We start from the raw sequence: 19,482 nt of genomic DNA on the forward strand, positions 1-19,482 counted from the left end.
CCATGGGCGTCGTCATCCTTCTTGTCATGGCGGCCGGTGTCGCCGCGATGCTCACCCGCAAGCTCCCCACCGCCTTCGCCCTCGTCATCCTGGCCGTCGTCATCGCCTTCCTCGCGGGCGCCCCGCTGACCGGCGAGAACAGCGTCCTGGACACGGTCATCCAGGAGGGCGCACCCGCCCTCGCCGCCACGATGATCGCGATCCTGCTGGGCTCCTGGCTCGGCAAGCTCCTCGACGAGACCGGCATCGCGGGCACCCTCGTCCGCAAGATCGTCGAATTCGGTGGCGACCGTCCGGTCGTGGTCGCGCTCGGAGTCCTCGCCGTCTCGACCCTCGTCGGTACGGTCACGGGCTCGGCGCCCGCCGCGATGCTCGCCGGCATCATCGGCATCCCCGCCATGGTCGCCGTCGGCATCCCGAAGGTCACCGCGGCCGGCACGATCCTGATGGGCATCGCGGCCGGTATGCCCTTCGAGCTGCCCATCTGGCAGTTCTTCTCCACCGCGCTGGAACTGCCCGTCGACACCGTGCGCGGCTTCATGATCAAACTGTTCCCGTTCGCGCTGGCCGCCGCCGTCCTCTTCGTCCTCATCGAGACGCGGCGACGCGGCGTCGAGCACGCGTGGTCGCTCAAGTCCGCGTCCGCGAAGCCCACTTCGCGCCGCAAGCAGCTCGGCGACGCCCCGTGGTACGCGCTGCTCACCCCGCTCGTACCGCTGATCCTCGCCCTCGGCCTCGACGTCGCGATCCTGCCGTCGATGCTGGCCGGCGTCCTGTACGCGCTGGTCACCACCACCCGGCCCGGCGAGATGAACAAGCGGCTGCTGCGCACCCTGTACGGCGGCTTCGAGATCGCGGCGGCGCCGATCGTGCTGTTCGTCGCCATCGGCATCCTGCTCGCGGCGGTGAAGCTGCCCGGCGCCGTGGAGGCGCTGGAGCCCCTGGTCAAGGCCGTCAGCCCGCAGAACCCGGTGCTGTTCGTCGTGGTCTTCACCCTGCTCGTACCACTCTGCCTCTACCGGGGGCCGCTGAACGTCTTCGGCCTCGGCGCGGGCATCGCCGGTGTCCTCATCGCCGCCGGCATCTACCCGGCCGTCGCGGTGCTGGGCCTCGCCACCTCGTACAACCAGGTCTTCGGGGTGTCGGACCCGACCAGCACCCAGACCGTGTGGAGCGCGCAGTACGCGGGGGTCACACCGCAGCAGGTGATGCTGCGGACCCTGCCGTACGTCTGGGCCGTCGCGCTCGGCGGATTCTGCGTCACCGCCGCCACCTATCTGTGATCACTCAACTCCCGGGACGGAGCACGACATGACACAGCACGACAGCGACAAGCAGCGGCACGACGCGCACGACCGGCCGAGGAACCCCGGCCGTCGGATATTCCTGCGTGCGGCGGCCGCGACAGCCGCGGTGACCTCCGGTGTGATCGCCACCGGCGCGACGGCGGGCAGCGCCGCCGCCGCCCCCGCCGTCGCGGCGGCGCCCGGAGGATTCCCCGACTACCGGTATCTCAAGACGCTCCTGACGCCCTCCCAGCTCAAGTACAACCCCACCGGCGAGATCATCTTCCCGTGCATCCGGGGCGTGTACGACAAGCTGGCGAACCCGCTGGGCCGCTACTACCTCTACTACGGCCCGCACGACGCGCCCGGCGGTATCTGCCTGGCCTACGGCGACTCGCTGGAAGGGCCGTTCACCGAGTACACCGCCAACCCGATCGTCTCCAACAACTGGCAGCCGCACTACAAGGTCAGCCACGTCGCCTCGCCGCACGTCATCTGGCGGGCGGATCTCAAGGAGCTGTGGCTCTACTTCCACGGCGAGAACGGCACGACCCGCCTCGCCCGCTCCAAGGACGGCATCACCTTCACGTACGACAAGGTGGTGCTCACCACCTCGATGATGCCCGCGGGCAGCAACGAGACCTCGTACGCCCGCGTCTTCGCGCACGAACTGCCGTCGCGCGGCGCGCACTACGTGATGCTCTTCATGCTCAACAACCAGTCCAACCACCGTGACATCGCGTGGGGTTGGTCGAGCGACGGCCGCAACTGGACCTTCGACCAGACGCCACTCGTCCGCCACTCCGACGTCGGCGCGAACAACGTCGGCGGCCCGCACCTGCTGAGCCGGAACGGCAGTACGTACGTCGTGTACAACACCGACAAGGAGCACGGCGGCAATCTGCTGATCACCGAGGTCGGCAACGACTTCAGCCGCCGCAGCCATCTCGGTCTCTTCTACGACTCGGCCAACAGCGCGCCGGACAACGGGCGCAGCGCCGCCCCGAGCTTCGGGACCGACAAGGGGGTGCCGTACATGGTCTACGAGGCGGGCGAACGCCTCCAGGGCTCGATCGCGGTCGCCCGAGGCTGACCCGTCGTCCGGCGGTCGACGGGGCGGGGTCACCGGGTCGACCCCGAAGATGTCCCGGCCGCCGACGAGCAGGCGGCCCGAAGCAGGCTCGATCGGCCTGTTCAGGCCGACGGCCGTCGTACCGTCTGGGTAGTACCTTGCCGACCTGCTCGAACCGGATCATGAAGCCACGCCAGGAGGGGCCGATCACCCGCGTACACGCACCGCGGCCGAACGGTCCCGGGCGCACGGACCGATGGGCCGGCGGACCAGCAGATCGACGGACCAGAGATCGACGGACCGACAGGCCGGCACAGGCGACCGGACCCGCACCGAACCAGGAGCCCTTGTGACCAGCTACCGCCACCCCGGCGTCGTCCTCACCGACCACCGCTTCTCGGTCCCTCTCGACCACGCGAATCCGTCGGGGGAGCGGATCGAGCTGTACGGCCGCGAGGCCGTCGCCCCCTCCAAGGCCGATGCCGACCTGCCCTGGCTCGTCTATCTGGAAGGCGGCCCCGGCTTCGGAGCCCGCCGTTTCATCGGACGCCAGGCGTGGCTCGGCCGGGCCCTCGAAGAGTTCCGGGTGCTCCTCCTCGACCAGCGCGGCACCGGGGCCTCCACCCCTCTCAACCGCCAGACCCTCCCGCTGACCGGCGGCCCGCGGGAACAGGCCGACCACCTCGCCCTCTTCAGGTCCGACAACATCGTGCGCGACTGCGAGGCCATCCGACCGCAGCTGACCGGCGGCGCCCCGTGGACCGTGCTCGGCCAGAGCTTCGGCGGCTTCTGCGCCGTCCGCTATCTCTCCGCCGCGCCCGAGGGCCTGAGTACCGTACTGATCACCGGCGGTCTGCCCGCGCTCCACGCCGGGCCCGACGACATCTACCGCGCCGCCTATCCGCGTATCGAGCGCAAGGTCGCCGCGCACTACGCCCGCTATCCGCAGGACGTCGAGCGGGCCCGCCGCATCGTCGGGCACATCGCCGAGCACCGCCCCGTCCTGCCGAACGGCTACACGCTGACACCCGAGGCGTTCCAGTCGCTCGGCATCCTCCTCGGCGGCGGCGACGGCACCCACCAGCTGCACCAACTGCTGGAGAACGCCTTCGTGCCCACGGCGGGCGGCCAGGAACTGTCCGACGCCTTCCAGGAGAGCGTGGCCGCACAGCTCTCCTTCGCCGGGCATCCCCTGTACGCGCTTGTCCACGAGTCGATCTACGCCCAGGACACCCGCCCCACCGCCTGGTCGGCCGAGCGGGTACGCGCGGAATTCCCCCGGTTCGACGCGGCGCGGACCCTGGCCGGGGACACCCCGCTGCTGTTCACCGGCGAGACGATCCACCCCTGGCACTTCACCGCCGACCCCGCGCTGCGCCCGCTGCGCGAGACCGCCGAACTGCTGGCCGCCCGCCGGGACTGGCCCGCGCTGTACGACCCCGCCCGGCTGGCCGCCAACGAGGTCCCGGTCGCCGCCGCCGTCTACCACGACGACATGTACGTCGACACCGGCCACTCGTTGGAGACGGCGCGCGGCATCCGGGGCCTGCGCACCTGGGTCACCGACGAGTACGAGCACGACGGCCTCCGGTCCTCGGGCCCACGGGTGCTCGACCGGCTGCTCGGCCTGGCCCGCGGCGAGATCTGACTCCCGGCGCCATCCGGTCGGCGCCATCCGGCCGGCATCGACATCTGACGCGCGGCGGGACGCGGGGAGCGCTGCGCGCGGGCGCGCCGCCTGCTTAATCTGCGGACATGAGTGAATCGACCGAACAGCTCGCTCCCATGCCCGCCGACTGGCAGCGCGCCCTCGCCGTGGTCGCGCACCCCGACGACCTGGAGTACGGCTGCTCGGCGGCCGTCGCCGCCTGGACCGACGAGGGCCGTGAGGTCACGTATCTGCTCGCCAGCCGGGGCGAGGCCGGGATCGACACGATCGACCCCGCCACCGCCGCCCCGCTGCGCGAGCGGGAACAGCGGGCGAGCGCCGCCGTCGTCGGCGTGTCCGAGGTGGTCTTCCTGGACCACAAGGACGGTGTGATCGAGGAAGGGCTCGCGCTGCGCCGCGACATCGCGGCGGCGATCCGCCGCTACCGCCCCGAGCTGGTCATCACCCTCAACCACCGTGACACCTGGGGCGGCACCGCCTGGAACACCCCGGACCACCGCGCCGTCGGGCGCGCCACGCTCGACGCCGCCGGCGACGCGGGGAACCGGTGGATCTTTCCCGAACTGACCGAGCGGGGGCTCCAGCCGTGGGACGGCGTGCGCTGGGTCGCGGTCGCGGGGTCCGCGACCCCGACGCACGCCGTCGACGCGACGGCCGGGCTGGAACGCTCCGTGCGGTCGCTGCTCGAACACCGCACGTACATCGAGGTGCTGACGATCGAGGACCCCGAGGTTCACTGCCGTAATTTCCTCACGGCCAGCGCGCTTCAGGCGGCCCCGCGCTTCGGCGGCCGGCCGGCGGTGCCCTTCGAGGTCTTCGCCCGCTGACATGGCAGCCCGGCGAGCGAGTTACGCTTTTTGTGTATTTTGAGTAGTTTCGTAGCGCGGTGAACCCGTTGGTCCCGTGATGTGGTTACTGGATGGAGAGACGGGCTCGGCGAAGAAGGACCGGTGACATGGACCAGGGGCATTCCCGTCTTCAGCAGTACCCCTGGTTGCCCCCGGTGCTGCTCGTCGGTTCCGTCGGCCTCGAACTGGTGACGCCCAAGATCGTCAGCGGCGCCGCGCTCATCGCCGTCGCCGCCATGGCGGCGGCCATCAGTGGCACGTTCCGCTACACCCTGCTGATCGTGGCCGTCGGCATCGGGCTCACCAGCGTCTCCGCGATCCAGGCGCACCACGGCTTCGCGTCCGCGACCGTACAGCTGCTGGAAATCGTGATCGCCTCCGCTCTCGCGCTCGCCGTACGGCGCATGCTCGACAGTCAGAGCGCGAAGTTCTCCGTGGTCAGATCCACCGCCGAGGAACTGCAGCGGGCCGTGCTGCCTCCGCTGCCCAGGATCATCGGCCCGATGACCGTCGCCTGCCGCTACGAAGCTGCGGAAGCCGCCGCCCGGATCGGCGGCGACCTCTACGCGGTGGAGGAGACACCCTTCGGCCTCCGGATGGTCATCGCCGACGTGCGTGGCAAGGGCCTCGGCGCGGTGTCCGCCGTCTCCGTCATCGTCGGCGCGTTCCGTGAGCGCGCGGAGTCCGAGGCCGACCTGGTGGGGCTCGCCGAACGGCTGGACCGCGCCGTCGTCCGTTCCGTCGAGCAGTACGCCGACCCGTTCGCCGTCGACGCCGCCGAGGCCTTCGCCACCGCGCTCCTGGTCGAGATCGACCGGCGCGGCGCCACCTTGCGGCTGCTGAGCTGCGGCCATCCCGCCCCCTATCTCGTACAGGGCGGCCAGGTGCGCCGGCTGGACACCGGCCAGGCGATGCCCCCGCTGGGAATGCGGAACCTCGCGCCCGGCATCGGTGGGCCCCACTCGCACGACTTCCCCGTCGGCGCCACCCTGCTCTGCGTCACGGACGGGGTGACGGAGGCGCGGAACGCGGCGGGGACCTTCTACGACCCCCTCAGCGAGCTGACGCCGGTCCCGGACGGGGACCCGGAGCGGCTGATCGGGGCCCTGTTCTCGTCGGTCGGCCGGTGGACGAAGGGCAGACGCAGCGACGACATGGCGGTGCTGGCCGTCGCGCGTTACGGCGACGACGGCCCTGTTCCCGGCGGTGGCGGGACTGTTCCCAGAGGGCAAGCGACCGCTTAGTATGCGGGGGAGCGCGTACCCACCCTCATCTGTGGAGGCCCCCGAATGCAGGCATGGCGAGTGCACCGGAACGGCGAGCCGAGCGAGGTGATGCGGCTGGACGAGGTGGACCGGCCGACACCGGAGGAAGGCCAGCTCCTGCTGAAGGTCCTCGCGGCCGACATCAACTTCCCCGACGCCCTGCTCTGCCGGGGCCGGTACCAGGTCCGTCCGCCGCTGCCCTTCACTCCGGGCGTCGAGGTCTGCGGTGAGACCCGGGACGGACGGCGCGTCATCGCGACCCCCACCCTTCCGGGCGGCGGACTCGCCGAATACGTCGTCGCCGACGAGGCCGCGGTGCTCCCCGCGCCCGAATCGCTCGACGACGCCGAGGCGGCGGCCCTGCACATCGGCTACCAGACGGGCTGGTTCGGACTCCACCGCAGGGCGCGTCTCCAGGCGGGCGAGACGCTGCTCGTGCACGCCGCCGCCGGAGGCGTCGGCAGCGCGGCCGTCCAGCTAGGCAAGGCCGCGGGCGCCACCGTCATCGGCGTGGCGGGCGGCCCCGACAAGGTGCGCGTGGCAAGGGAGTTGGGCTGCGACCATGTCATCGACCGGCGCACGGACGACATCGTCGCCGCGGTGAAGGACCTCACCGGCGGGCGCGGCGCGGACGTCGTCTACGACCCGGTCGGCGGTGACGCGTACACCAAGTCCACCAAGTGCGTCGCCTTCGAGGGCCGCATCCTCGTCGTCGGCTTCGCGAGCGGCACCATCCCGGCCCCCGCCCTCAACCACGCGCTGGTGAAGAACTACTCGATCGTCGGTCTGCACTGGGGCCTGTACAACCAGAAGGACCCCGCCTCGATCCTCCGCTGCCACCAGGAGCTGACGGAACTCGCCGCCAAGGGCGTCGTCAAGCCGCTCATCAGCGAGCGGGTACCGATGGCGGACGCCGCGTCGGCCGTCCAGCGCGTGGCCGACGGCACCACCACCGGACGGCTGGTCGTGCTCCCCGCCATGGCACCGGCCGCGAGCGCCCGGTGAACGCGATAGACGCGGCCGAACTGCGCCGCCGTACCGAGGACCTGCTCGCCGCGCACCCGCCGGCCGGCACGGAACCGGCCGACTTCCTCAAGGCCCGCTTCGACGCCGGACTCGCGTGGGTGCACTTCCCGGCCGGTCTCGGCGGACTCGACGCCCCGCGCTCCCTCCAGTCGGTCGTCGACGCCGAACTGGCCGCCGCCGGCGCTCCCGACAACGACCCGCGCCGTATCGGCATCGGCCTCGGCATGGCCGCGCCCACCATCCTCGGGTTCGGCACCGACGAACAGAAGCGCCGCTTCCTGCGGCCCCTGTGGGTCGGCGAGGAAGTCTGGTGCCAGCTGTTCAGCGAGCCGGGCGCCGGGTCCGATCTCGCCGCGCTCGGGACCCGCGCGGTGCGCGACGGCGACGGGGGAGCGGACGGCGAGGGCGGCGACGGGGGAGCGGACGGCGACGGCGGTGACTGGATCGTCAACGGGCAGAAGGTGTGGACCTCCAGCGCCCATCTCGCGCGCTGGGCCATCCTCATCGCCCGTACCGACCCCGCCCTGCCCAAGCACGGGGGCATCAGCTACTTCATCTGCGACATGACCGACCCCGGCGTCGACGTCCGGCCGCTGCGCCAGATAACCGGCGAGGCCGAGTTCAACGAGGTCTTCCTCACCGACGTCCGGATCCCCGACGCCCACCGGCTCGGCGCGGTCGGTGACGGCTGGCGGGTCGCCCGGACCACCCTCATGAACGAACGGGTCTCGATCGGCGGCGCCCGTCTCCCGCGCGAGGGCGGCATGATCGGCACCGTCTCCCGGACCTGGCGCGAACGCCCCGAGCTGCGCACCCACGATCTGCACCAGCGCCTTCTCGCGCTCTGGGTGGACGCCGAGGTGGCGCGGCTGACCGGCGAACGGCTGCGCCAGCAGCTCGCGGTGGGCAGGCCGGGTCCCGAAGGCTCGGGCCTGAAGCTGTCGTTCGCCCGCCTCAATCAGGAGATCAGCGGACTTGAGGTCGAACTGCTCGGCGACGACGGCCTGTTGTACGACGACTGGTCGATGCGGCGCCCGGAACTCGTCGACTTCACCGGCCGTGAGGCCGGCTACCGCTATCTGCGCTCGAAGGGCAACTCCATCGAGGGCGGTACGAGCGAGGTACTGCTCAACATCGTCGCCGAACGCGTCCTCGGCCTGCCCGCCGAGCCCCGCAACGACAAGGACGTCGCATGGAAGGACCTCAACCGATGAGCACCGTGGACACCGCGACCGCCGTCACTACCGCGACCGCCGCCACCGCCGCGACCGCCGCCACCGCCGCGACCGCCGAGACAGCTGACGCCGAGACCGCGCCCGACCTGCTGTACTCCGAGGCGGAGAACGACCTGCGCGCCGCCGTGCGGTCCCTGCTCACCGACCGCGCCGATGTCCCCGCCGCGCTCGCCCGCGCCGAGTCGGCCGCCCCCTACGACACCGCGCTCTGGACGTCGCTCGCCGCCGGGATCGGCGCGGCCGGGCTGCTCGTACCGGAAGCGCTCGGCGGCCAGGGCGCGAGCCACCGCGAAGCCGCGGTGGTGCTGGAGGAGCTGGGCCGGGCGGTCACGCCCGCGCCGTACCTGACCAGTTCGGTCATCGCGACGCAGACGCTGCTGGCCCTGGGCGGGGCGGTCCCCGCCGTCGCGGAGCTGCTCGGCGCGCTGGCCGAGGGCCGTACGGTCGCCGTGCTCGCCGTCCCGCTCTCCACCGGACCGGACACCCCGCTCCCCGACACGGTCCCGGGTGGCGGGACGGGGCACGAGATCGGGGCCGTGGCCGACGCCGCCATCGCCGATGTCCTGCTCGTCCTCGGCGACGACGGGCTGTACGCGGTCGGGACGGCGGCGCCCGGCGTCACCGTACGGGCGCGGACCCCGCTCGACCTCACGCGCCCGCTCTCCACCGTCACGGTGGACGCCGCCGCCCTCGCCGCCGGGACCCGGCTCGCGCACACGGAGACGGCGGAGGCCGCCGTACGCCGCGGACTGCTGGCCGGCGCGGGGCTGCTCGCCTCCGAGCAACTCGGCCTCGCCGAATGGTGCTTGGAGGAGACGGTTCGGCACACCCGTGAACGGCACCAGTTCAACCGCCCCATCGGCTCGTTCCAGGCGCTGAAGCACCGGATGGCGCACCTGTGGCTGGAGGTCGTCTCGGCCCGCTCCGCCGCCCGTAACGCCGCCGACGCGCTGGCCACCGGCAGCCCCGACGCACCACTCGCCGTGGCGGTCGCCCAGGCCTACTGCGGCCGGGTCGCCGTGCACGCGGCCGAGGAGTGCGTCCAGCTCCACGGCGGCATCGGCATGACCTGGGAGCACCCCGCGCATCTGTATCTCAAACGGGCCAAGTCCGATGAGATCGCGCTGGGTTCGACCGGATCGCACCGTGACAGCCTCGCGACGCTGACCGGCCTGCCCGCGCCCGGAGTGCCGGGCGCGCCGTTGCGCCAGGACAGGGCCTAGTTCCGGCCGCCGTTCGACCGGGACACCACCTGGACAAGCACCCCTTTACATACTGTTTAATTGCGAGTCGTTCGCAATAACGTTTGATCTTCAGTAGGGGTGTGGAATCCATGACCGCCCGTTCGATACGTGGCATGGCCGCGGCGACGCTGGCCGGTTCGCTGGCCCTCACCGTCGTGGCCTGCTCGAACCCGGACAGCGGCTCCGGCGACGGCGGTGGGGACCAGGAGTCCGCCGTCGTCGGGATCGCCTACGAGCCGGACAGCCTCAGCCCGCTGCTCGGCTACGGCAAGGACGGCAACTCCAAACTCTTCGACGGGCTTCTCGCGGTCGACGGCGAGATGAATCTGAAGCCCGCCCTCGCCTCCGCGCTCCCCGAGGTCGCCCCCGACGGCATGACCTACACCTACCAACTGCGCGACGACGTGAAGTTCAGCGACGGCAAGCCCTTCAGCGCGGCGGACGTCGTCTTCACCTACCGCACCATCCTGGACGCGAAGACCAACAACCCCTCCAGGACCGAGCTGGCCGCCATCAAGGACGTCACGGCCAAGGGCGAGAGCACCGTCGTCTTCACCCTGAAGTACCCGTACGCGCCCTTCGCCCAGCGCACCGTGCTCCCCATCGCGCCGGAGCACGTGGCGGGCAGACAGGACGTCAACTCCGGGCCGTTCACCAGCAAACCGGTCGGCACCGGGCCGTACCTCCTGACCAACTGGTCCAAGGGCGAGAAGATCAGCTTCAAGGCCAACCCGGACTACTGGGGCGGCGAGGCCACGGTCAAGAAGTTCACCATGGCGATCATCAAGGACGACGACGTACGCGCCACCCGGCTGCGCGCCGGTGACCTCGACGGCGCGATCCTGCCGCCCAACCTGGCCAAGGGCTTCGAGAACGACAAGGGCAGACGGACCTACGCCGCCACGACGTACGACTACCGCACCGTCACCCTCCCCACCCACAACAAGGTCGCGGGCGACACCGCCGTCCGCCGCGCGCTCGACGTCGCCGTCGACCGCGACACCATGGTCGACAAGATCCTCGACGGCGCGGGCAGGGCCGCCTACGGCCCGGTGCCCACCGACAGCGAGTGGTTCACCAAGGGCACCGAGCGCCCGCACGACCTCGCGCGGGCGAAGAAGATCCTCGACGAGGCGGGCTGGCAGGCCGGCCGGGACGGCGTCCGTACGAAGGACGGCGTACGCGCCACCTTCCCGCTCTGGTACCTGACCGGTGACAAACTCCGCCAGGACCACGCCCTCGCCTACGCCTCCGACGCCAAGAAGGCCGGGATCGACATCAGGACCCAGGCCGGTACGTGGGAGGTCATCGAGCCGCGGATGAGGACCGACGCCGTCCTGGCGGGCGGCGGAGCCCCGGGCGACCCGGACTTCGACCAGTTCGGCCTCCTCAACTCCGGCCTCGCCGGGGACGGCTTCAACAACATGGCCTGGTACGACAACCCGGCCGTGGACAAAGCCCTCGACACCGGGCGCGAGAGCGGGCGCAAGCCCGCCCGCAAGGCCGCGTACGACACCGTCCAGCGCGAACTGGCGAAGGACCCCGGGTACACCTTCCTCACCCACATCGACCATGTGTACGTCGTGAACGACACCTGGGGCACCCTCACCACCCAGGTCGAACCGCACGACCACGGACTCGCCTCGGGCCCCTGGTGGAACGTCGAGAAGTGGGCCCGTACACCGTGAACCGCCGCCTCCCGTGGGGGGCGATGGCCCGCATGACGGCGCGGCGGCTGCTGTTCGCCGCGCCCGTCCTGCTGGTCGTCACCTTCGGCGTCTTCGCCGTCGCCGCCGCCTCACCGTTCGACCCCGTCAAGGCGTACGCCGGCACCGCCGGCCTCAGCGCCTCCCAGGAGACCCTCGACCAACTGCGCGCCAACCTCGGCGTCGACCAGCCGCTCGTCGCACGCTGGTGGCAGTGGCTGACATCGGCCGTCACCGGCGATCTCGGCGACTCCGCCGTCATGCGCCGGCCGGTCGCCGACGTGGTCACCGAACGCCTCGGCTGGTCCGTGCTCCTGGCCACCACCGCCTTCGTCCTCGCGATCCTGCTCGGCACCGCGCTCGGGGTGGCCGCCGCCCGCCGCCCCGGCGGCTGGCTCGACCGCTGCGTCACCTCGGCCGCGTACACCCTGGAAGCCGCACCCGCGTTCTGGCTGGGGCTGCTCGCGATCTGGTTCTTCGCCCTGCGGCTCGGTGTCCTGCCGGCCGGCGGTCTCACCGACTCGGGGAGCGACGTCGTCACCTTCGGGCAGGTTGCCTCGCACCTGGTGCTGCCGGCGGCCGTGCTCGGTGTCTCGCAGATGCCGTGGTTCTACCTCTACGTACGGCAAGGGGTCGCCGACGCGCTGGAGGAGGACCCCGTACGCGGCGCGCGCGCCCGGGGGCTGAGCGAGCGCACCGTCCTGCTCGGACACGCCTGGCGCTCCGGGATGCTGCCGATGCTCACCCTCATCGGCTCGCGCGTCCCCGAACTCATCACCGGCGCGCTCCTCATTGAGACGGTCTTCAGCTGGCCCGGTATCGCGGCGGCCACCGTCGAGGCGGCGACGTCCGTGGACTTCCCGCTGCTGGCGGCGCTCACCGTGCTCGCCACGGCGGCCGTGCTCATCGGCAACCTGCTCTCCGACCTGCTGTACGGACTCGCCGACCCGAGGGTGGGCTTCGATGGCTGACACCACCGCGCACAGCGTTCCCGCGGAGAGCGGCGCGCGGTGGCGCTCGCGCGGACGCGGCCGCCGCTCGACGCGATCGCTCCGTGCCGTCACCTCGGCCGTCATCGTCGCCGTCGTGGCGCTGGCCGTCCTGGTCGTACCGCCGGTCGTCCAGCTCGACGAGCAGGCCGTCGACCTCGCGCTCAAACTCCAACCGCCGTCCCTGGCACACCCGTTCGGGACCGACGAGGTGGGCCGCGATCTGCTCCTGCGCTGTGTGTACGGGCTGCGCGTCTCACTCCTCGTCGGACTGGTCGCCGCCCTCGCGGCCACCGTCGTCGGCACCGCCGTGGGCGCCGCCGCCGCGGCCTTCGGCGGCTGGACCGACCGCGTCGTCATGCGTCTCGTCGACACCTTCTCGTCGGTGCCGCACCTGCTCCTCGGCATCTTCATCGTCGCGATGTTCCGGCCCGGCGTCTGGCCGGTGATCGTCTCGGTCGCACTGACCCACTGGCTCTCCACCGCCCGGATCGTCCGCTCCGAGGTCCTGTCGCTGCGCGCGCGGCCGTACGTGGACGCCGCGGTCTCCGGCGGCTCCTCGCGGTGGCGCATCACGGTGCGCCATCTGCTGCCGGGGGTACTGCCGCAGGCGGGGCTCGCCGCCGTACTGATGGTGCCGCACGCCATGTGGCACGAGTCGGCGCTCTCCTTCCTCGGCCTCGGGCTGCCCAGCCACCAGGCGAGTCTCGGCAATCTCGTGCAGACGGCGCGCGGTTCGCTGCTCGCCGGCGACTGGTGGCCGACGCTCTTCCCCGGGCTGTTCCTGATCGTCCCGACCCTCGCCATCGCCGGGCTCGCCGGTGTGTGGCGGGAACGGATCAATCCGCGCCGCCGATCGGAGCTGATGCTGTGACCCCCACACCCGAGTCTTCGCCGGCCGCCCCGCCCGCGCTGTCGGTGCGCGGTCTCGGCGTCCGCTTCCGGATGCGCGGCGGGCGGCACATCGCCGCCGTCACCGACGCCACCTTCGACCTCGCCGTGGGGGAGTGCCTCGCGCTCGTCGGCGAGAGCGGCTGCGGCAAATCCGTCCTCGCGTCGGCACTGCTCGGCCTGCTGCCGGGCAACGCGCAGACCACCGGCTCCGCCCTGCTTCATGGCGCCGACCCCGTGGACCTGCTCGCCGCCGACGAACGGACCCTGGCCCGCACCGTACGGGGCCGGCGCATCGGCCTCGTACCGCAGAGCCCCGCCGCGCACCTCACCCCCGTGCGTACCGTACGGTCCCAACTCGTCGAGGTGGTGCGCGAGTTGACGGGCGCCCGGGGGCCGGCGGCCACCAAGGCCGCCGAGGCCGCCGCCGAACGCGCGGCCTACCCCGCCGACCACCTCGACCGCTACCCGCACGAACTCTCCGGCGGCCTCGCACAGCGCGCCGCGACCGCCCTCGCGCTGATCGGCGACGCCCCGCTGCTGCTGGCCGACGAGCCGACCACCGGGCTCGACCGCGAACTGGTGGACCGCACGGCCGACGAACTGCGCCGGCACACCGACGACGGCCGCGCCCTGCTGATGATCACCCATGACCTGGCGGCGGCCGAGCGGATCGCCGACCGCGTCGCCGTCATGTACGCGGGCCGGATCGTCGAGATCGGCCCGGCGGAGCGCTTCTTCGGCGGCCACGGGCCGCGCCACCCCTACGCGCGCGGCCTGCTCGACGCCCTTCCCGACCGGGAGTTCACCGCCATCCCCGGCATGCCGCCCGAACTCGGCGACCTCCCCGCCGGCTGCGCCTTCGCCGCCCGCTGCCCACGGGCCACCGATCTCTGCGCCACCCTGCCCGCCCTGACACCGGGGCCCGGCTCGTCCGTCGCCTGCCACCACGCCGAGGAGCGCGTCGATGCTTGAACTCCTCGGCATCACCGCCGGATACGAACGCGGCGCCCCCGTCGTCAAGGACGCGTCCATCACCGTCGCCCCCGGCGAGTCCGTGGGGCTCCTCGGCCCCAGCGGCTGCGGCAAGTCGACCCTCGCCCGGGTCGCCGCCCTGCTGCACCGGCCCGACGCCGGCACCGTGACCCTCGACGGCCGACGCGTCACCGGCTGGCGTCACCGAGCCCCGAAGGCCCAACGCACCGCGATCGGGGTCGTCTTCCAGCAGCCGCGGCTGTCGGCCGACCCCCGGCTCCGGCTGAGCGATCTGATCGCCGAGCCACTGCGCGCCAACGGCCGCCGGGACGAAGTGACCGACCGGGTGGGCGAGTTGGCGCGCACGGTGGGGCTCACCGGCGAACTGCTCGGCCGCAGACCGCACGAGGTCAGCGACGGTCAGCTCCAACGCGCCTGCCTCGCACGCGCGTTGGTGCTGCGACCGCGCTGGCTGGTCTGCGACGAGATGACCGCGATGCTCGACGCGTCGACCACCGCCGCGCTGGTCACGGTGGTCGAGGAGTACCGGCGCGCCCAGGGCGCCGGGCTGCTGGCCGTCGGCCACGACCGGGTCCTGCTGGAGCGCTGGTGCGACCGTACGGTCCGCTGGCCGGAGATCGCCGAGGCTGTCTGAATCGCAGCCGTCGGCTGGTCGAACTCTTCGTAAGACCCTGCCGCTCGGGCCGGCTGGGAGCGGATACTCGGCACGCCCTAGCCGTTCGCCCCACCGACCTCGGAGGCATCATGGCCCTCACCACCCGACGCAGAGCGGTGACCACCTTCGCCGCCGCGCTCGCCGGAGCGGTCGCCGTACCCTCGTACGCGCAGGCGACCGAGCGGGGCGGCGGCCCCGAGCCGCTGCGCCGCGCCCACGCGCACAACGACTATCTGCACGAGCGGCCCCTTCACGACGCCCTGTCGCACCGCTTCACCAGTGTCGAGGCCGATGTCTTCCTGGTCGGCGGCGAGTTGCTGGTCGCCCACGAACCCGAGACGCTCGACCCCACGCGTACGCTCCGCTCGCTCTACCTCGACCCGCTGCGCGACCGGGTCAGGGCCAACGGCGGTGCCGTGTACCGGGGCCACCACCGGCCGGTACAGCTGCTCGTCGACATCAAGGCGGACGGCGCCGCCGCCTATCTGGAGCTGCACCGCCAACTGCGCGCCTACCGCTCCATGCTGAGCACCTACTCCCACGGCGCGGTACGGTACGGCGCCGTCACCCCGGTCATCTCCGGCGACCGCGCCGCCCGTGTCCCGATTGAGGCACAGCGGGTCCGCCACGCCTTCTACGACGGGCGGCTCGACGACCTCGGCAGCGCGGCGCCGGCCTCGTTCGTGCCGCTCATCAGCAGCAACTGGACAACGAGGTTCACCTGGCTGGGCGTCGGCGCGTTCCCCGCCGCCGAGCGCGCCGAACTGCACCGCATCGTCCGCACCGCCCACCGGCGGGGCCAGCGCGTCCGATTCTGGGCGACCCCCGACCTGGCGGGGCCCGCCCGCGACGCCGTGTGGTCCGAATTGCTCGACGCCGGGGTCGACCACGTCAACACGGACGACCTGGCCGGCCTGGAGAGCTTCCTCGCCAAGAACGACCGGTAGCCGGGCAGACGACGGAAAGTAACCGGTAGTCAACCCGTACGGCCTACACGCCAGTTGCCCGAACGGCCCCTCCGCTCCGCCAGACTGACGGCCGAATGCCGCAATTCCGGCGCGGCGGAGGAGGTTGGCGATGGCCATTTCGATCTCACTGGTGCTGCTACTGGTGGTACTCACCGTGATCTTCTTGCGCAACGGCGGACTCAAGCTGGGACACGCCATCTGCTGCATGCTGCTCGGGTTCTTCCTCGCGGGCACGAGCATGGCGCCGACCATCCAGGACGGGATCAACTCCACCGCGAACGTGGTGAGCAGCCTCCAGCCGTAGTCCGGAACGGGGGTGCGGCGGCCCCGGCGGCGGCTCAGCCGACCAGCCGGGAGCGGATCAGGAACCGCACCCCTTCCGGCGCCTCCAGCGAGAAACCGCTGCCGCGCCCCTCCACAACGTCGACGATCAGCCGGGTGTGCCGCCAGGCCTCGTACTGGCTCACCGACATCCAGAACGGCACCGGCTCCGTGACGCCCTCGACCTCCAGGGACTCCAGGAGCACGTCCGAGTTCCCCGTGCGGAACTCGCCGTCCGGGTAGCACATGGGCGCGCTGCCGTCGCAGCAGCCGCCCGACTGGTGGAACATCAGCGGCCCGTGGTCCGCCCGCAGTTGCCGTATCAGGTCGGCGGCGGCCGGAGTCACCTCCACGCGCGCTCTCTCCTCTTCACTCATCCCGCCAGTGAACCGCACCCAACGTTGCATGAAGGTTGCGTGCCCGCGGGGGAGCCTCCTGAATTGCCGTCAGATAATTTATGACCGGGTATACCGCGCGGCATCAAGTGGTGCTATTTATATAGAGTCCATGACCCCACTCATCGGAGAAGTATTCGTGCGTTCGAAAAGACCACTCATCGCCGCACTTCTGGCAATGGTCGTAGCCGCAACCGTAGCCCCCACAGCGACCGCGGCACCGAAGGCGGCCGGTAAGTACGTGGCCATCGGCGACTCCTACGCGGTCGCCCCCGGTACGCGTACCTACGACAACCCCGACGACCCGTGCCGGCGAGGTCCGCTGACCTACCCCCGGCTCTGGGCCGCCCAGCACCCGTCCACCGGTTTCGTCGAGGCCTCGTGCTCCGGCGCGACCACGGCCGATGTGGCCAGCACCCAGATACCGCAGCTGACCGCCGACACCACCCTGGTAACGGTGCAGGTCGGAGGCAACGACGTCGGTTTCGTCGATGTCCTGACGAACTGCATCCTGACGATCGACGACGCGGACTGCATCGCCGGAGTCGAGCTCGCGAAGCAGGCCGCCACCGGCGCGCTGTCTCCCGCGCTCGCGCAGACCTACGGCGCGGTGCGGGCCGCCGCCCCGTCGGCCAAGGTCGTCGTCGTGGGCTACCCGCGGCTCTACAAGATCGGCGGTTCCTGCGGGATCTTCGGTCTCAGCGACGCCGAGCGTTCGGCCATGAATTCAGCGGCCGACGTGCTGAACGACATTATGGCGAGCCGCGCGGCCGAGGCCGGATTCACCTTCCTCGACCCGCGTCCCGCATTCGACCCGCACACCCTCTGCTCGGGTGGTTCGGAATGGGTGACGAGCCTGGAGTGGGACAAGATCAACGAGTCCTACCACCCGAATGTGGAAGGCCACAGGGACGGATATCTGGCAGCCCTGAACTCCATTACCGGCTGACCGGATCGCATTGATCCGGAACGGCCGAGAACAGCTCGGAACAACTGAGAAGAACTGAGAACTGGTGAGGGCATTCCGCTCGATCGCGGAATGCCCTCACGTCCTTCTCACCGATTCACCGGCACCGGCTCCCCGGCCGGTCCACCGACACCGGTGATCGCGGAGACCTCCGTGTCGTCACCCACCAGCATCTGGGACGCGGCCAGTTCGCGGTACAGCACATCCGCCTCGACCAGCTCCCGGTGGGTTCCCGTGCCACGTACCCGACCGTGTTCGAGCACCACGATCTGATCCGCGCCCGTCACCGTGGAGAGCCGGTGCGCGATCAGCAGCACCGTGCAGCGCCGCGCCGCCTGCTCGACCGCCTCGCGCAGCGCCCGCTCGTTGTTCGCGTCGAGCTGCGCCGTCGCCTCGTCGAGCAGCAGCACCTCGGGACCGCGCAGCAGAGCGCGCGCGATGGCGAGCCGCTGCCGCTCACCGCCCGAGAGTGCGACCCCCCGGCTGCCGACCTCCGTCCGCAGCCCGTCGGGAAGCCGCTCGATCAGCGAGTCGAGCCGCGTCAGCCGCAGCACCTCCGCGACCTCCTCGTCCGACACGTCCGAGGCCGCGTACGTGAGATTCTCCTCGATCGTCCCCGCCATGACGGGGGACTCCTGCTCGACATAGGCGATCCGGCGGCGTACCTCGGCACGGGGCAGGGTGGCGATGTCCACGCCACCGATCAGGATCCGGCCGGCCGCCGGCTCGTAGAACCGCTGGAGCAGCGCGAACATCGTGGTCTTTCCCGCACCCGACAGACCCACCAGCGCGCTCTGGGTGCCGCCGCGCACCGTGAAGGAGATGCCGCGCAGCGCGGGGGACCGGTCCGGGTAGGAGAAGTGGACGTCCCGGAACTCGACCGGCGGCGCGTCCGTCCCGTCCCAACGGCCCCCGCGCGCAACGCCGTTCGCCTCGGTGCCGTCCCCGTCGACGTCGTCCTCGATCGGCATCCGCCCGACCTGCTCGATACGCCCCACGGCGCCGAGCCCCTGCTGGAGCATCCCCAGCCCCGCGACCAGCGAGCCGATGGGGCTCGCCAGGTAGAACACGTACAGCAGGAACGCGATCAGCGCCGACGCCTCCAGACTCCCCGAGGCGACCAGCGCGCCACCCACCCCGAGCACGGCGAGGAACGCCGCCTGGATGGAGACGCCGGACAGCACCTTCACCATCGCCACGTACCGCGCGCCGACCAGACCCGCCCGGTACGCGCCGTCGACGGCCTGTCCCGCGAACGCCGTCTCCCGGCCCTCCGCGCCGTTGGCCTTCACGGTCCTGGCCGCGCCCAGCGCCCGGTCGAGCGCCGCGCCGACGGCGCCGATCGACTCCTGCGAGCGGGCGACCGCCTCACGGATCCGCGGCAGGATGAGCACCATCACCAGCGTGACGCCGAGCAGCACCGCCATGGTCACCCCGAGCAGTCCCGGATGCACCAGGCCCATCAGGACCACGGCCCCCAGGATGCTGAGCACGCCGTTGGCGACCATCACCAGGCCCTCGGTCGCGGCGTTCTGCACGAGGGTGCTGTCGGAGGTGACGCGGGAGATGAGATCGCCCGGCGCGCGGCGGTCGAGCTCGGGCACCCGCAGCCGGATCAGCCGGAACACCAGATCCCGGCGGATCTGCCGCACCACCCGCTCCGAGGTGCGCTGCTGCCACCAGGACTGGAGTCCGGTGAGCACTGCCCCCAGGACGACCAGGGTGGCCAGGAGCAGTACGGGCCCCATGACCCCGGTGCCGTCGCCGAGTCCGTCCAGTACGTGCTGCGCCACCAGCGGTTGCACGAGGCCCGCCCCGCTCGCGGCCAGGAGGAGCAGCAGTGTGGCGCCCAGGACGAGGCGGTGCGGCCTGGCGTAACCGAGCAGGACGCGCAGCGGAGCCGTACTCGACGTGACTGACGTGTCGTCATTTGCCTTGGCGTCAGCGGC

General features: G+C 71.6%; 18 protein-coding genes. 16 read left to right on the forward strand and 2 right to left on the reverse strand.

Annotation, left to right across the window (positions count from 1 at the left end; translation table 11 throughout):
* Window positions 1-2 precede the first annotated feature (2 nt).
* The 15 genes from P3L51_RS04340 to P3L51_RS04415 all read left to right on the forward strand — a co-directional run bounded on the left by P3L51_RS04340 (window position 3) and on the right by P3L51_RS04415 (window position 16,154).
* Window positions 3-1,283 carry a TRAP transporter large permease gene (locus tag P3L51_RS04340; protein WP_354603689.1) on the forward strand — a complete coding sequence of 427 codons (1,281 nt, stop codon included), beginning with the start codon at window positions 3-5 and terminating at the stop codon, window positions 1,281-1,283.
* 28 nt (window positions 1,284-1,311) lie between these two features.
* Entirely contained in the window at window positions 1,312-2,379 is a 1,068-nt protein-coding gene (locus P3L51_RS04345) for a glycoside hydrolase family protein (protein ID WP_354603690.1), read from the forward strand.
* 328 nt (window positions 2,380-2,707) lie between these two features.
* Window positions 2,708-4,006 carry an alpha/beta fold hydrolase gene (locus tag P3L51_RS04355; protein ID WP_354603691.1) on the forward strand — a complete coding sequence of 433 codons (1,299 nt, stop codon included), beginning with the start codon at window positions 2,708-2,710 and terminating at the stop codon, window positions 4,004-4,006.
* Window positions 4,007-4,113: 107 nt separating this feature from the next.
* Entirely contained in the window at window positions 4,114-4,854 is a 741-nt protein-coding gene (locus P3L51_RS04360) for a PIG-L deacetylase family protein (RefSeq protein ID WP_354603692.1), read from the forward strand.
* A gap of 128 nt (window positions 4,855-4,982) precedes the next feature.
* The gene (locus P3L51_RS04365; RefSeq protein WP_354603693.1) at window positions 4,983-6,119 is read left to right on the forward strand and encodes a PP2C family protein-serine/threonine phosphatase; all 1,137 of its coding nucleotides are present in this window, start codon (window positions 4,983-4,985) and stop codon (window positions 6,117-6,119) included.
* Window positions 6,120-6,164: 45 nt separating this feature from the next.
* Complete coding sequence (locus P3L51_RS04370) at window positions 6,165-7,145, forward strand: NADPH:quinone oxidoreductase family protein (protein WP_354603694.1); 981 nt, start codon at window positions 6,165-6,167, stop codon at window positions 7,143-7,145.
* The gene (locus tag P3L51_RS04375; RefSeq protein WP_354603695.1) at window positions 7,142-8,380 is read left to right on the forward strand and encodes an acyl-CoA dehydrogenase family protein; all 1,239 of its coding nucleotides are present in this window, start codon (window positions 7,142-7,144) and stop codon (window positions 8,378-8,380) included. Before P3L51_RS04370 ends, P3L51_RS04375 begins: the two co-directional genes overlap by 4 nt.
* A complete protein-coding gene (locus P3L51_RS04380; protein ID WP_354603696.1) occupies window positions 8,377-9,624 on the forward strand; it encodes an acyl-CoA dehydrogenase family protein in 1,248 nt (415 codons plus the stop codon). Before P3L51_RS04375 ends, P3L51_RS04380 begins: the two co-directional genes overlap by 4 nt.
* Window positions 9,625-9,734: 110 nt before the next feature.
* A complete protein-coding gene (locus P3L51_RS04385; RefSeq protein WP_354603697.1) occupies window positions 9,735-11,333 on the forward strand; it encodes an ABC transporter substrate-binding protein in 1,599 nt (532 codons plus the stop codon).
* Window positions 11,334-11,356: 23 nt separating this feature from the next.
* Window positions 11,357-12,322, forward strand: coding sequence for an ABC transporter permease (locus tag P3L51_RS04390; RefSeq protein WP_354603698.1), 966 nt, complete (start codon window positions 11,357-11,359; stop codon window positions 12,320-12,322).
* On the forward strand, window positions 12,315-13,214 hold the full coding sequence (locus P3L51_RS04395; RefSeq protein ID WP_354603699.1) for an ABC transporter permease: 900 nt from the start codon (window positions 12,315-12,317) through the stop codon (window positions 13,212-13,214). The genes P3L51_RS04390 and P3L51_RS04395 overlap by 8 nt, the downstream gene beginning before the upstream one ends.
* Entirely contained in the window at window positions 13,211-14,206 is a 996-nt protein-coding gene (locus tag P3L51_RS04400) for an ABC transporter ATP-binding protein (RefSeq protein WP_354603700.1), read from the forward strand. Before P3L51_RS04395 ends, P3L51_RS04400 begins: the two co-directional genes overlap by 4 nt.
* Complete coding sequence (locus P3L51_RS04405; protein WP_354603701.1) at window positions 14,199-14,861, forward strand: ABC transporter ATP-binding protein; 663 nt, start codon at window positions 14,199-14,201, stop codon at window positions 14,859-14,861. The genes P3L51_RS04400 and P3L51_RS04405 overlap by 8 nt, the downstream gene beginning before the upstream one ends.
* 110 nt (window positions 14,862-14,971) lie before the next feature.
* Entirely contained in the window at window positions 14,972-15,829 is an 858-nt protein-coding gene (locus tag P3L51_RS04410; RefSeq protein ID WP_354603702.1) for a phosphatidylinositol-specific phospholipase C/glycerophosphodiester phosphodiesterase family protein, read from the forward strand.
* A 130-nt stretch (window positions 15,830-15,959) separates the two neighbouring features.
* A complete protein-coding gene (locus tag P3L51_RS04415; protein ID WP_354603703.1) occupies window positions 15,960-16,154 on the forward strand; it encodes a hypothetical protein in 195 nt (64 codons plus the stop codon).
* A 34-nt stretch (window positions 16,155-16,188) separates the two neighbouring features.
* Here P3L51_RS04415 and P3L51_RS04420 read toward each other — a convergent pair whose 3' ends face one another.
* Window positions 16,189-16,548 carry a DUF779 domain-containing protein gene (locus tag P3L51_RS04420; RefSeq protein ID WP_354603704.1) on the reverse strand — a complete coding sequence of 120 codons (360 nt, stop codon included), beginning with the start codon at window positions 16,546-16,548 and terminating at the stop codon, window positions 16,189-16,191.
* Between the two features lie 196 nt (window positions 16,549-16,744).
* Between P3L51_RS04420 and P3L51_RS04425 the strand changes: the two genes are divergently transcribed.
* The gene (locus tag P3L51_RS04425; protein ID WP_354603705.1) at window positions 16,745-17,515 is read left to right on the forward strand and encodes an SGNH/GDSL hydrolase family protein; all 771 of its coding nucleotides are present in this window, start codon (window positions 16,745-16,747) and stop codon (window positions 17,513-17,515) included.
* A gap of 107 nt (window positions 17,516-17,622) precedes the next feature.
* Here the strand turns inward: P3L51_RS04425 and P3L51_RS04430 are convergent.
* On the reverse strand, window positions 17,623-19,482 hold a 1,860-nt coding region (locus P3L51_RS04430; RefSeq protein WP_435594368.1), incomplete at its 5' end, for an ABC transporter ATP-binding protein.

The sequence above is a fragment of the Streptomyces panacea genome (assembly GCF_040560175.1).
Classification (GTDB): Bacteria; Actinomycetota; Actinomycetes; order Streptomycetales; family Streptomycetaceae; genus Streptomyces; species Streptomyces panacea.

Bases quoted from the DNA above. Each gene is read 5' to 3' on its own strand.
- P3L51_RS04340 (WP_354603689.1), top strand. From the start codon at position 3: ATGGGCGTCGTCATCCTTCTTGTCATGGCGGCCGGTGTCGCCGCGATG.
- P3L51_RS04390 (WP_354603698.1), top strand. From the start codon at position 11,357: ATGGCCCGCATGACGGCGCGGCGGCTGCTGTTCGCCGCGCCCGTCCTG.
- P3L51_RS04405 (WP_354603701.1), top strand. From the start codon at position 14,199: ATGCTTGAACTCCTCGGCATCACCGCCGGATACGAACGCGGCGCCCCC.
- P3L51_RS04370 (WP_354603694.1), top strand. From the start codon at position 6,165: ATGCAGGCATGGCGAGTGCACCGGAACGGCGAGCCGAGCGAGGTGATG.
- P3L51_RS04385 (WP_354603697.1), top strand. From the start codon at position 9,735: ATGACCGCCCGTTCGATACGTGGCATGGCCGCGGCGACGCTGGCCGGT.
- P3L51_RS04425 (WP_354603705.1), top strand. From the start codon at position 16,745: ATGGTCGTAGCCGCAACCGTAGCCCCCACAGCGACCGCGGCACCGAAG.
- P3L51_RS04365 (WP_354603693.1), top strand. From the start codon at position 4,983: ATGGACCAGGGGCATTCCCGTCTTCAGCAGTACCCCTGGTTGCCCCCG.
- P3L51_RS04410 (WP_354603702.1), top strand. From the start codon at position 14,972: ATGGCCCTCACCACCCGACGCAGAGCGGTGACCACCTTCGCCGCCGCG.
- P3L51_RS04360 (WP_354603692.1), top strand. From the start codon at position 4,114: ATGAGTGAATCGACCGAACAGCTCGCTCCCATGCCCGCCGACTGGCAG.
- P3L51_RS04395 (WP_354603699.1), top strand. From the start codon at position 12,315: ATGGCTGACACCACCGCGCACAGCGTTCCCGCGGAGAGCGGCGCGCGG.
- P3L51_RS04415 (WP_354603703.1), top strand. From the start codon at position 15,960: ATGGCCATTTCGATCTCACTGGTGCTGCTACTGGTGGTACTCACCGTG.
- P3L51_RS04420 (WP_354603704.1), bottom strand. From the start codon at position 16,548: ATGAGTGAAGAGGAGAGAGCGCGCGTGGAGGTGACTCCGGCCGCCGCC.
- P3L51_RS04345 (WP_354603690.1), top strand. From the start codon at position 1,312: ATGACACAGCACGACAGCGACAAGCAGCGGCACGACGCGCACGACCGG.
- P3L51_RS04380 (WP_354603696.1), top strand. From the start codon at position 8,377: ATGAGCACCGTGGACACCGCGACCGCCGTCACTACCGCGACCGCCGCC.